This window comes from Cyclobacterium sp. 10D3-21 (assembly GCF_055809755.1).
The window spans coordinates 6,341,969-6,355,731 of the sequence record NZ_CM147924.1 but is presented as its reverse complement, the minus strand read 5'-3'; the positions used below and the strand labels follow the sequence as shown (position 1 = coordinate 6,355,731).

Below are 13,763 nucleotides of genomic sequence, written 5' to 3'. Positions count from 1 at the left end.
ATAATGAAGGTATTAAACGAAATGAATTTAAGGTGGCTTTCGCCCATTTTTATGCTTTTGGTTTTAGGGTCAGGCTTAAATGCCCAGCATCTACCTTATAAATTGCAAAACCCCATTACTGCAAGTTACCTTAAGAATAATCTGAGTAAAACATCACCTCGGCTTGTGCTGAACAAGGATATTGAGAAGAAACTGAAGCATAAACTAAAAACTGATCCGGTTGTGCAGAATGTCTATAAAGGCATAAAACAAAATGCGGAAGCTATTTTTGAGCAGTCGATTATTAACCTGGATATCCCTCTGGAAGAAAGGTCACAGAACAACCAGCTGGATATTTCCAGGGACTTGTTGCATAGAATCAGCATGCTGGCGATGGTTTACCGAATAGAAAAGGATCCTCGTATGCTTGCTCGGATTAATGAAGAGGTTATTGCCGCCTGTAATTTTCCGACCTGGAACCCCAAGCATTTTCTTGATGTAGGAGAAATGTCTCTTGGAATTGCCCTGGCCGTTGATTGGGTAGGGAAGGACCTGCCAGCATCGACCGTGAAGCTGGCTAAAAAAGCCCTGATTGAAAAAGGCATTAACCCAAGCTGGCCGGAAGATGGGGGAAACCCCAAATGGGCTTATGGCCATAACAATTGGAATCAGGTGTGTAATGGTGGCTTGGTAGCGGCAGCGATTGTGGTAGCTGAGGACGCGCCTGAATTGGCAGCCAAGACCATTTATAGAGCCATTGACGGCATGGCAAACGCCTTAGATCAATATGGGCCTGATGGAGTCTATCCGGAAGGTGCTACTTATTGGCGGTATGGGACTTCTTTTACCGTGGTAACGGCTTCCATATTCGAGAGCGCCTTTGGTACTGATTTTGGGATGCTTGAATATCCCGGCTTTAAAGAGAGTGCCATGTTTAGGGTGCTGTCTGACAGTCCGATTGGGCTGTTCTATAACTTTGGAGATTGTGGAGACAATAGCGGGAAAAATGGTGACATTACCTTGGCTTGGTTTGCATCAAAAACAGGGAACAAAACCTTCTTTGAAAAAGAAAAATTTATGAGACCCTATGAGGAAATGGGGAAATTGTCCAGATTGATGGGGCCTGCATTGGTGTGGATGTCCCAGTATGAAGAAAAAGATGAAGTGACGGTTCCTTCGGCATGGAGTGGTAATGGAGCAAATCCTGTCGTGTTTTTCACAGGAGGAGACAATGATCCCAATATGTTTTATTTTGGAGACAAAGGTGGGCGTGGATCGGTGAGTCATGGCAATATGGATGCAGGTTCATTTGTTTTTGAATTGGATGGTGTGCGTTGGAGTATAGACCTGGGAAAAGACAGGTTTTATGGGGTTATCGAGAGGACCGGCTTTAAACTCTGGGACAGGTGTCAGGATTGTGAGCGATGGACACTATTGAATAAGAATAACTTTGGGCACAGCACTCTTTCTGTTAACAAGCAACTTCATGTAGTGGATGGAAAAGCCACCATTACAGGTTTTAAAGAAGGAACAAAGCCAGAAGTCACCATAGACATGACACCGATCTTTGAAGGGCAATTGGAAAGAGCTACCCGACGATTTGTTAAAAGCAGTCCCAGGTCGCTTTTGATTGAGGACGACATTGTTTTGTCGGAGGACACCCAATTGATCACCTGGCAATTAATGACACAAGCTGATGTGGAGATTGTTGCTGGTGGGGCAATTTTAACACAAGATGGAAAAAGCCTAAACATAGAAAATCTATCCCATCCCGAGTATAGCATTTCGGTTATCTCTCTCAATCCACCTCCTTTCTATCTGGACACAAAAAAAGACAATTTAAAACGCCTTGAGATTCGGATTCCAGCCTGGACAGTTGAAGGTATGGCAACAAAAATAAGCGTTAGACTTTCCGGGGAATAAGCCGTTTCTTAGTCTTAAGGGTAGCGCAGGTTTCTTTTCCTTGGCTAGGGACACATTTAAGGGTTTGTTCTTGGCTTGATTTACCTGAAATAGGCATTGAACCTACGATTAAGTGATGGAATTACTTCATAATTAGGCTGTTTTTGACTTTGCCATAGGGGAGCTATGATTCAGTCTTGAAATAGCCTGATTTTTTTATTGGATTGTTCTATAATTAGGGTTGAATGATCAAGGCTCACTGAAAGTGAGCTTTTCGGTTAACTGGCTTGGAATAGCGTATTGGTGCATTTTTTATTGGGATGAGGCATACAAATTCCTATTCATTGTTAGCCGGTTAAGGTTACTTTTTCATTAAAGGCAGAATTAAATGAATGGTAAGGAATGTTTACAGTTCCAAAGTTGTTTATTTTGAAGTTGATGATTTTTTATAGAGGTAAGCCCAGGATACCACCCAAATTAACTTTAAAGCCAGCATTCATTTGTAAGTAGGCTGGAATGCTTTTGACTGGCATTAATCATTAATAACTAACATATATTCATTTTTATGAAATACAGAAAACTAGGTAACACCGATCTTAAACTTTCAACTGTCACATTTGGTTCTTTTGCCATAGGTGGTTGGTTATGGGGAGGTACAGAACAGAATACAGCTGTTGAGGCTATCCAGGCTTCCTATGATTTGGGCGTAACCTCTATTGATACGGCGCCAATATATGGGCAAGGATTGAGTGAAGACATAGTTGGACATGCAATAAAAGACCTTCCTAGAGATAAGGTGCAAATTCTCACCAAATTTGGGATGCGGTGGGACCTGGCAAAAGGCACATTGGTTTTCAATAGCAAAGATGGGAACGGGAAAGACATAGGCATTTATAAATATGCTGGGAAAGAAAGCATTATTCAAGAATGCGAGGATAGCTTGAAACGCTTGGGGACGGATTATATTGATCTTTACCAACTTCACTGGCCAGACGTTACTACGCCGATTGAAGAAACAATGGAAGCAGTAAATGAGCTCATCAAGCAAGGGAAAGTTCGTTATGCAGGGGTCTGCAATTACAATGCTGAACAAATGGCCGAGGCAGAGAAATACATAAATCTAGCTTCCAACTAGGTTCCCTACAGTATGGTTTTGCGGGATATAGAAGAGAAAGTCGTTCCTTATTGCATTGAAAACGGAAAAGGAATTCTGGCCTACAGTCCACTTGAAAGAGGCTTACTAACAGGGAAGATGAAACCGGGTTATAAATTTGGGGAAGGCGATCAGCGGGCAACGAGAGCATTTTATAAAGATGAAAACCTCAAACGAACCAATGCGTTTCTCGATAAGATCAAACCTATTGGCGATGCTAAAGGATTAACTTTGGCACAGCTGGTCATTTTATGGACACTCGAACAACCAGGTATTTCAATTACTTTGGTTGGCGCAAGAAATGCCGAACAAGCAGCGCAAAATGCCAAGTCTACTCAAGCAAGTTTGACAAAGGAAGAAGTTGAAATAATAGATGGTCATTTGAGTCAATTGGCCTTGGTTCCCTAATCGCTTCGAAAAGCTTATTGAATAAAGTCAATAACCTTATTAAAAAGCACATTGCAATTGGGTTACAATAAGTCGAAGCATTATTTGGGTTTATTGTAACCCAATTGTCGTTAATAGGCCCGCGCAGTATTAGATCTGTATTGGGAGTGTGTTTTTTTTGGTTTTCATTGCGTGTTCCTTTAGTAATCAGTATTCAGGTACTTCATTTTTGGTTTATCTTTTTTAATCGGAAAGGGAAGGACTATTGAGCCAATCGTATTTTTTATGTATTTTGCCTATAATTATTGGGATTGTATGCCTTATATCCATTGGTTAATCTCTAGCTGCCGGGGGAGGTGCAACATAGCCAAACCGGAATGGACCATTAAAACAATTAGACATGAAAAATATTTTAGTTACAGTGGATTTTGATAAAAGTGAAGCACTATTAATTGATAAAGCCTTTCAATTGGCAGAATCGTTCGGCTCTAAATTATGGCTAATGCATATTTCCGCTCCAGATCCTGATTTCGTTGGTTACGATGTTGGACCTCAATACATAAGAGACAGTAGGGCGTCTGACATTAGAAAGGAACACCGGCAGCTTCAAGAATACAGCACAATGCTTAAGAAAAAAGGAATTGTTTCAGAAGGGCTGCTTGTTCAAGGTGCAACGATTGAAATGATAATAGAAGAATCTAAAAAATTAAATGTGGACCTAATTATGGCAGGACATCACAAGCATGGATTTTTTTACAATGCCTTTGTAGGAAGTGTGTCTGCAGAAATCATAAAAAAATCAAAAATACCAGTTCTTATAGTTCCCTATGGATAAATGGAGCTAGAGGCAATACCTTCTTTTGAGACTGGTTTTGTCGTTCTGTTTACCAATCCCCATAAGTAAACATAAAAAAAGCCCTTTGAAGTCAATCAAAGGGCTCGTGTAAGCGTGTTTGTGGTTTTTATATATGTAAGGCTCTATTGGCAGTTGCTGCCAAACAAGCCTCTTTAAAAGCCTCTGTATAGGTAGGATGGGCATGTGACATCCTGGCGATGTCTTCTGCAGACGCACGGTACTCCATGGCTACAACCGCCTCAGCAATCATGTCAGCAGTACGTGGGCCAATCATATGTACCCCGAGAATCTCATCCGTTTCAGCATCAGCCAAAACCTTCACAAGTCCATCTACATCTCCACTGGCTCGCGCCCTTCCTGAAGCCATAAATGGAAATTTCCCAGTCTTGTATTTTGCACCTTTTTCTTTTAGTTGTTCTTCTGTATAGCCCACACTAGCTACTTCTGGCCAGGTGTAAACCACACCAGGAATCAGCAAGTAATTAACATGCGGTTTCTGTCCAGCCAAGGTTTCTGCCACAAATACGCCTTCTTCCTCAGCCTTATGTGCCAACATGGCTCCTTTAACTACATCCCCAATGGCATATATATTATCAGCAGAAGTCTTCAAGTGTTCATCTACTTCCACCTGACCTTTTTCGTTGATTTTAACGCCGGCTGCAGCTGCATTCAATCCGTCTGTATATGGTTTTCTGCCAATGGATACCAAGACATAATCCCCTTTAATTTTGACAGTTTCCTTTTTGCTGTTTTCTGCGGATACTGTAACTTCTTTACCTTTTCTTTCTACGGCAGTTACTTTATGCTTAAGGTAAAATTCGAAGCCAAGTTTCTTAAGCGATTTCTGAAGCTCTTTGCCCATGGTCTTGTCCATGGTTGGGATAATTCCATCCATGTATTCAACTACGGATACTTTGGCTCCTAATCTTGCATATACTGAACCTAATTCCAGGCCAATAACGCCTCCTCCTATGATTACCAGGTGCTTTGGAATTTCCTTAAGCTCAAGGGCCTCAGTGGAGGTGATTACGCGTTCTTTGTCCAAGGTGATAAATGGAAGGCCAGTAGGTTTGGAACCTGTAGCAATGATTGAATTCTTTGCCTTTAACTCCTCCGTTTTGCCATCATCCTTAGTGACGATTATCGTTGTTTTATCTTTGAATGAACCGATTCCCTGATGAACATCGATTTTATTTTTTTTCATCAGGTATTGAATACCTTCCACATTTTGATTGACTACTTCACGCTTTCTGGTGACCATCTGCTTGAAATTGACTTTCAGTGCACTAAGGTCTATACCGTGATTTTTAAAAGTATGGGCAGCATTGTGATAGTGTTCTGAAGAATCCAGAAGTGCTTTGGAAGGTATACAGCCAACATTGAGGCAAGTGCCTCCTAGTGTTGGGTATTTTTCTATTATAGCGGTTTTCATACCCAGTTGAGCAGCTCTAATGGCAGCCACATAGCCTCCTGGTCCAGATCCGATTACGATTAGGTCATACATTATATATCATCTTTTAGAACCTCGCCTTTTTATTTTCAGGCAGGAAATATTTCAATTAAGTTTTAAATACCTAGCATTAGTCTTGCAGGATCTTCAAGAAGCTCTTTCAAGCGAACAAGAAAACTAACAGACTCTCTTCCATCAATGATTCTATGGTCATAAGAAAGCGCCAGGTACATCATTGGAAGGATTTTAACCTCTCCATTCACCGCCATTGGTCTTTCTACGATGTTGTGCATTCCCAGAATTGCGGCCTGTGGTGCATTAATAATAGGAGTAGACATCATGGAACCGAATATACCACCGTTGGTTAAAGTAAACGTTCCTCCGGTCATTTCATCAATGGATAATTTTCCATCACGGGCTTTAACAGCAAGGCGAACGACCTCTTTCTCAACACCAGAGAAGGATAAGGTTTCTGCATTTCTGATGACAGGAACTACCAATCCTTTTGGAGAAGAGACAGCAATGGAAATGTCACAATAATCATGATAGATGATTTCATTTCCGTCAATTTGAGCATTAACTGCTGGCCATTCTTCCAATGCAACACAAGCAGCTTTTGTAAAGAAAGACATAAAGCCAAGGTTGACTTCATACCGTTCTTTAAACTTGTCTTTGTATTGTTTACGGATGTCCATTATAGGCTTCATGTTGACCTCATTGAAAGTGGTCAGCATAGCTGTTTCATTTTTAACAGCAACCAATCTCCTAGAAATGGTTTTTCTTAGAGAGGTCATTTTCTCTCTTCGTTCCCCACGTTCACCTTTCACCGCAGTGTTTTTAACCTCTGCCGTGGCAGGTTTAGAAGCACTTTTATCTGCTGGTTTAGCTTTTTCTGCTTTCTCAGCATCTTCCTTGGTAATCCGACCATCTTTCCCGGTGCCTTTTACAGCGTCAGGGTCAATCCCTTTTTCTGCTAAAATTTTGCTTGCAGCTGGTGAGGCATGGCCTGTAGCGTAAGTCTCATTGGCGGATGTTATTTTGTCTCCACTTTCTGTAGCTGTAGCATTTCCGGTAGCTTCATTCGATGCCTCAGGGGCTCCATCTGTTACTTCTATTTTGCAAATTAAACCACCAATTTCCAAGGTGTCACCTTCACCTGCAACTTGCCTTAAGATTCCAGAAGCTTCAGCTGGCAACTCAAAAGTAGCTTTGTCAGAATCTACTTCTGCAATTATTTCATCCAATTCTACATAGTCTCCATCGGATTTGATCCATGAAGCCAAAGTTACCTCAGTAATAGATTCTCCCACCGCAGGAACATGCATTTCCTTTATTTCACAGGTGCTTTTAGAAGGGGCAGGGCTACTTGCCTTTGGTTGTTCATCGGCTTTATCCGATGCTGCGGTTTGAGAGGCTTCTTGTTCTTTTCCGTCCGTATCAATTTCACAAATGACAGCTCCAATTTCGAGTGTGTCTCCCTCTTCAGCCTTGGTATAAAGCACTCCTGATGATTCTGCCGTAAGCTCAAAAGTAGCCTTATCGGATTCCAGTTCACAAATGACTTCATCCATTTCTACAAATTCACCATCTTTTTTAAACCATTGACCTATGGTTACTTCGGTGATGGATTCTCCTACTGCAGGGACTTTGATTACTATACTCATCGGTTATTTGATTTTTTCCCGGATTTTAAAATACTTCCAGGCGAGAATTTCAAAATTTAATGTATAAATGTTAAAAGAAATGGGAAATTAAGAATTTATTTTCAAAGCTTTTTCCAAAATTTGCTTTTGTTCTACCAGATGTACCTTATGGTATCCTGTTGCTGGCGAAGCACTTGGTTTTCTGGCAATGACATCCATGGTCAAATCTTTATAAAGATTCCTCACTATAAATGCCCAGTAGCCCATATTCTCAGGCTCTTCTTGAAGCCAAACTGTCTCAATATCTTTTTTATAAGCCTTAATCGCTTTAAGAATTTGATTTTTAGGTAGTGGATGAAGTTGCTCCACCCGAATGATGGCAACGTCTTCAACTTTCTCCTTTTCTCTCATTTCGATCAGTTCATAATAGATTTTCCCTGAGCAGAGTACCACTCTATTTACCTTTTTAGGGTTGGTGGTTTCATCTAACAAGATCTCTCTAAAATTACCACTTGTGAATTCACTTAAAGGGGACATAACCTTTGGGTGACGAAGCAATGATTTTGGAGACATTACGATGCATGGCTTTCTGAAATTCCATGTCAACTGACGGCGCAATAAGTGAAAGAAATTCGATGGTTCAGTTATATTGGCTACAATAATATTGTATTCAGCAGCCAACTGAAGAAATCTTTCAGGTCTTGCATTGGAGTGCTCTGGTCCCTGACCTTCGTAGCCATGAGGTAAAAGCATCACCAAACCATTCATTTTTTGCCATTTCGATTCACCTGAAGTGATGAACTGGTCGATCATGGTTTGCGCACCATTTGCGAAATCCCCAAATTGAGCCTCCCAAATATTTAGCGCATTCGGATTGGCCATTGAATAACCATATTCAAAGCCCAACACCGCATACTCTGATAAAAGGGAATTGTAGATATAGAATTTACCTTTACTGTCCTTTAATTCCTTTAAGGAGTCATAAGGCTTGTTCGTATTGGCATCATGAACAACTGCATGGCGGTGGGAAAAGGTCCCTCGCTCACAGTCCTGCCCAGTCATTCTTACTGTTTTACCGTCAAGTAATAAAGAACCATAAGCCAAAAGCTCTGCAGCAGCCCAGTTGAGTGATTTGCTTTGGAAGAACATCTCTTTCCTTTGCTTGAGCTGCGCTTCTATTTGCTTGATTGGTTTAAATCCTTTTGGAAGGATGGTCAAAGCTTCTGCCACCTTTTCGATGGCTTCAGTACTTATCGCCGTATTAGGGGATTTTTCAAAATCCTCTGGTTTGGAATAATCCAATGCTTTCCATGCCATTTCAAAAGGTGAAATAGTGTAAGGAAGTGGCTTCACCTTTACCATTGCAAGCCTGTCTTGTAGCAGTTGGCGGAATTCTTTGTCCATTTGCTTGGCCAGCTTGGCATCTACCTGTCCCCTGTCAAGGAGGGTCTTATTGTAAATTTCTCGTGGGTTGGGATGTTTCGAGATGATATTGTACAATTCCGGTTGGGTAAACTTAGGTTCATCAGACTCATTGTGACCATGCCTTCTGTAGCAAACCATGTCAATAAATATGTCCTGATTGAACTTTTGACGGAATTCCACAGCTATTTTGGCTGCAAAGACTACCGCTTCTGGATCATCTCCATTCACGTGAATGACAGGAGCGTCTATTATCTTGGCTACATCAGTACAATAGATAGAACTTCTTGCATCATCAAAGTCTGTCGTAAAACCGACTTGATTATTGATTACGAAATGAATGGTGCCACCAGTGCTATAACCTTTCAGATTTGCCATCTGTGTGACTTCATAAACGATACCTTGTCCTGCTACGGCTGAATCGCCATGAATAAGAATTGGAATTACCTTGTCCTCATCTCCTTTATAATGGTCGTCAATTTTAGCCCTGACAAAACCTTCTACTACGGGGTTAACAGCCTCTAGGTGAGAAGGGTTAGGAGCCAATTTCAAAATCATTAGTTTACCATTTCTGGTAGGTACTTCGGAAGAGAAGCCCATATGGTATTTTACATCACCATCTCCCATGGTAAGGTCTGGTGTGGCAGTACCTTCAAATTCAGAGAAAATTTGTTCATAGGTTTTGCCCATGACATTGGCCAGAACATTTAATCGCCCTCTGTGAGCCATTCCGATCATCATCTCTTTCACGCCTAAATCTGATGCTTTATTAATCAATGCATCTAGAAATGGAATGGTGCTTTCTCCGCCTTCCAGTGAAAACCTTTTTTGCCCTATATATTTGGTATGTAAAAAGTTTTCAAAAACTACTGCTTCATTCAGCTTGAATAGGATATTCTTTTTCTCCTCTAAAGGTGGGTTGAACTCTAGGGATTCCTTTTCCACTATGATTCTAAACCAATCCAGCATTTCAGGATCTCTTATATACATGTATTCAAAGCCCATAGAGCCTTCATAGATGATTTTAAGAGAATCAATTATTTTGGATAATTTTGCATCGCCTACTCCAATTTCATTTCCAGCTTGAAAGACCGTGTCCAGATCCGTTTTTTCCAAGCCAAAATCTTTCAGGTCCAATAATGCGCGACGGTCTCTTCTTTCCCTTACAGGATTGGTTTTAGACCTGAGGTGTCCTCTGGATCTATAAGCATGAATCAATGCCCTCACTTTGATTTCCTTTGGCAATTGTTCCATGTCCATGATGGTACCCTTTGTTGCCAGGTTACCATTCATTGTGGAGGGTATGCTTGTTGCCGCTCCTCTGCTTTCTTCCTCGCCAAATTTGTTTATGGCAAAATCGAATCCATCAAAAAAAGCTTTCCAACTGCTGTCTATTGCTTCGGGGTCTTTTTTATAATCCTCATATAACTCATCAATGTAAGCTACATGGGCATTGGAAATATAAGAGTATTTATCCATGAGGTTATATATATATTGCGCTCCAAAATTAGGCTAATAAGTTATTTAATAAAAACCGCTTATGCGGATTAACGAATATCGCTGATTATCAGCACTAATTAATTTTGAGAACCATATAATAGTATGTAAATTTGTTTAATGTAAAATTAAATTCGTATCCATCGGTTTTTGTAAAAGTTGCTTCGGAATGACTTAATCGGATTTCTGATGAATTACCAAAAAGATTTTTCTTTTTCTAGAAACAATTTTTTGTGAGGGTTGAAATTGAAAGTTTTTGAAATGTAAACCCACGCTTTGGCTCAATGATCTTATGGTTTTGACTATCCTACATAGGAGTAATCAAGTGGATTGTCATAAATAAACTGGAAATTGGTTTTACACCATTTATCTACCGAGATCTCTTTCCAGGCTTGAGAGCCTTCCTTTGCATAACTTGCAGGTGGGGGAAATCCCAGGTCAGCAGCATTTTTTTCAAAAACCTCTTTCTTGATTGGGTGTTTGGGACAAACAATATTATAGGTTTCATTCCATAAATTGTTTTCAACAAGCCACAGAATGGCCTTTATTGCGTCCTTTCGATGGATGTAATTGACTGGAGCATGGCCAAAAACGTTCTCTTTTCCAGAAAAATATTTCCCAGGAATCCTGTCATCCCCTAATAAACCACCAAAACGGACAATGGTTAAGTCGTACGTTTTGTCTTTCCACAATATTTTTTCAGCGTTAAATAGGGCTCGATTGCCGGTATTGTTTAAATCAAGAAAGTCTGATTCTTTAGCAACCTGGTTATTGCTGGGGTAAACCGAAGTAGCGCTGATATAAATAATCTTTTTGACACCATGTTGTTTAGCCATGGCTTTGATAATTTCTATCTGTCTTGGGTGATATCCTGAGGGCTTGGATCGGGTAGAAGGAGGGATGTTGATAAATAAAATATCGGCATCAAAAATATGCTGGGCTGTTGGACTGGACAATTCAGGATCTAAAATCAACTGTTCACATATCAAGCCTTTGTTCTCTAACGAACGCTTTTTCTCAAGACTGGTAGTACTTCCCTTAACAGTTACCCCTACTCGCTGAAAGGAATTAGCCAATGGAATACCTAGCCAACCCAGTCCTATAATGCTTATAGTCATTAGATTCTTTTTCTATTTAAATAACAAAATCTATTCAGAACCATTATTAAAACTACAAATCGATTTGAAATCTTATGAATCGGAAATGTTTTTTTCAAGAATTTGATGCGCTATTGGCAATAAAATAAACCAAATGATCCATGTCAGACTTTGACCTGACTAGAGGAGTAAATGAGCTAAGTTTATTGGCGGTATTATGGTGGTAACAATCTTAGTTAGAAGGCTGATTATTATTGATTTGAAATATTATTCCTTTACCCAACTATTAATCGGTTCTAATAAGTTGTCTACCTTCAATATTTATTTGGATAAAGGATACATTAAAAGACTGCCAACTAGCATTATTTTGACTACATCATTTATAGTGTGCAAATTTAATTATGTCATTCCTTTCTAGGGAATGTTCCAAATACATAATCCCATAAAGGCGTACTAACACCAAAGGCTACATCAGGGTCTTTATAGTGGTGGATAGCATGATTGACCCAAAGAACTTTAAAGAAGTTTTTAGGTGGTTGGAAAGCGTGAACAATGTAATGAACGCCAAGGTAGGAGGAATATCCTACCAAAAATCCTGGAAGAAAATACCAAGACAAATCTCCCATCAGGAAATTGAAGAGAAAATAAAGAATTACGGCATAAAGTCCAGAAATAAAAGGAGGCATGGCCAGTCTGTCCTTGTCTCTAGGGTAATCATGGTGAACCCCATGGACATTGTATTGTAATTTGTCCTTAAATTTTGTGTCAGGAATCATGTGATAAAGATATCTGTGTAGGAGATATTCTACCAATGTGAAAAAGAAATATCCTCCCAAAAAAAGCCCTATCGCTTCCAAAAGTGGGATAGCGGTAGTTGATATTCCAATATAAAACGAATAAAGGCCAACCCCTAAAAACAAGGCTATTGGTATACTAATATGCGTTCTGCTCATTCGTTCCAAAACTGGGTTTGTGAACAGTTGAGCTGATCCACTATTATCGGGCCGATCCAATCTTCCAATTTTCTTCATTATCTTGTTGTGGTTTTATCCAACATGTGGTTCAATTATGATGCCTAATTTACAAATAAGAAAGGCAATTTTTATAATTTATGTTTTTTTAAACGCAACTACTAGGGTAAGTAGTTTCATTTTATCAGTTTAATTAATACTGATTTTCATCATGTTTATAAAGATGAGTAAACTTTTTCAATTGTTTTTTGATAAAATGCCTCATAAAGAGGAAGTATGGCGGTGACATCAAATAATTTTGCACGCTCCAATGCGTTTTTCTTGAAATTTGCTAAGTTTTCATCTGCAAGTATAAATTTTGCTTTTTCTGTCATGCCTTCAATGTCTCCTATTTCACACAAGAAACCAGTTTCTCCTTCAATATTTAACTCTGGGATTCCACCTACATTACTCGTCAATAGTGGAACCTCGCAGGCCATGGCTTCCAGAGCAGCTAAGCCAAAGCTTTCTTTTTCGGAAGGCATAAGGAATAGATCGGCCACTGATAAAACTTCCTCAACAGCTTCAAGTTTCCCCAAAAACCGAACATCCTCGCATGTTCCTAATTCCCTGCAAAGGCGTTCCATTTTATCTCTTTCAGGACCGTCACCTACTAGCAGTAGTTTTGAAGGAATTGTTTTTCTAACCTCATAAAACACCCTAATGACATCTTGTACTCGTTTTACTTTCCTAAAGTTGGAGGTATGGACCATCAACTTTTCATCATTTGGGCAGATTGCTTTTTTAAAGTGTTCCTTTTTCTGTCTTTTAAACCGATTCAGGTCTATAAAATTTGGAATTACTTCAATATGATTGTCTACATCAAAATGCATTAACGTCGCTTTTTTCAGGTCCTCAGAAACAGCAGTTACACCATCAGATTCATTGATACTGAATGTTACCACAGGTTCGTAACTTGGATCTTTACCTACCAGGGTAATGTCGGTGCCATGAAGCGTTGTTACTACAGGAATGATTATCCCCTGTTTTCTCAATATCTGCTTGGCCATATAGGCAGCAGAGGCATGAGGTATGGCGTAATGAACATGTAAAAGGTCCAGGTCTTCATACTTGACCACATTTACCATCTTGCTAGCAAGTGCTAGTTCATAAGGTGCATGTTCAAAAAGCGGATAACTTTTAATGTCTACTTCATGGTAATATAAATTTTCACTAAAAAAATCCAGTCGCGTGGGTTGACTATAGGTTATAAAATGAATTTGATGACCTTTAGCAGCAAGGGCCTTGCCTAATTCAGTAGCAACTACACCACTACCACCAAAGGTGGGGTAACATACTATCCCGATTTTCATTTTAAATTTATTTGATGAGATTTTGATATCAGAATCTTAAACACCAGTCTGGTA

Annotated in this window: 8 protein-coding genes and 1 pseudogene; 3 read left to right on the top strand and 6 right to left on the bottom strand. The window is 39.7% G+C overall.

The window, feature by feature from the left end; translation table 11 throughout:
* The first annotated feature begins 3 nt into the window (after positions 1-3).
* From AC0L7T_RS24745 to AC0L7T_RS24735, 3 genes and pseudogenes are all read left to right on the top strand, one after another.
* Positions 4-1,902, top strand: a complete 1,899-nt coding sequence (locus tag AC0L7T_RS24745) for a heparinase II/III domain-containing protein (protein ID WP_473339159.1) — start codon at positions 4-6, stop codon at positions 1,900-1,902.
* Positions 1,903-2,446: 544 nt separating this feature from the next.
* Positions 2,447-3,442 (top strand): annotated as a pseudogene (locus AC0L7T_RS24740) (aldo/keto reductase).
* 379 nt (positions 3,443-3,821) lie between these two features.
* Positions 3,822-4,256, top strand: a complete 435-nt coding sequence (locus AC0L7T_RS24735; RefSeq protein WP_473339158.1) for a universal stress protein — start codon at positions 3,822-3,824, stop codon at positions 4,254-4,256.
* A gap of 127 nt (positions 4,257-4,383) precedes the next feature.
* On the opposite strand, the gene lpdA is transcribed toward AC0L7T_RS24735, so the two are convergent.
* From lpdA to bshA, 6 genes are all read right to left on the bottom strand, one after another.
* Positions 4,384-5,781, bottom strand: coding sequence for a dihydrolipoyl dehydrogenase (gene lpdA / locus AC0L7T_RS24730; protein ID WP_473339157.1), 1,398 nt, complete (start codon positions 5,779-5,781; stop codon positions 4,384-4,386).
* Positions 5,782-5,843: 62 nt separating this feature from the next.
* Positions 5,844-7,391 (bottom strand): 2-oxoglutarate dehydrogenase complex dihydrolipoyllysine-residue succinyltransferase, encoded by a 1,548-nt coding sequence (gene odhB, locus AC0L7T_RS24725; protein ID WP_473339156.1) that lies wholly within the window; start codon positions 7,389-7,391, stop codon positions 5,844-5,846.
* 87 nt (positions 7,392-7,478) lie between these two features.
* A complete protein-coding gene (locus AC0L7T_RS24720; RefSeq protein WP_473339155.1) occupies positions 7,479-10,271 on the bottom strand; it encodes a 2-oxoglutarate dehydrogenase E1 component in 2,793 nt (930 codons plus the stop codon).
* Positions 10,272-10,591: 320 nt separating this feature from the next.
* Entirely contained in the window at positions 10,592-11,407 is an 816-nt protein-coding gene (locus AC0L7T_RS24715) for an NAD(P)H-binding protein (protein WP_473339154.1), read from the bottom strand.
* Positions 11,408-11,790: 383 nt separating this feature from the next.
* Entirely contained in the window at positions 11,791-12,417 is a 627-nt protein-coding gene (locus tag AC0L7T_RS24710) for a sterol desaturase family protein (protein ID WP_473339153.1), read from the bottom strand.
* A 155-nt stretch (positions 12,418-12,572) separates the two neighbouring features.
* A complete protein-coding gene (gene bshA, locus AC0L7T_RS24705; RefSeq protein ID WP_473339152.1) occupies positions 12,573-13,709 on the bottom strand; it encodes an N-acetyl-alpha-D-glucosaminyl L-malate synthase BshA in 1,137 nt (378 codons plus the stop codon).
* Positions 13,710-13,763: the final 54 nt, after the last annotated feature.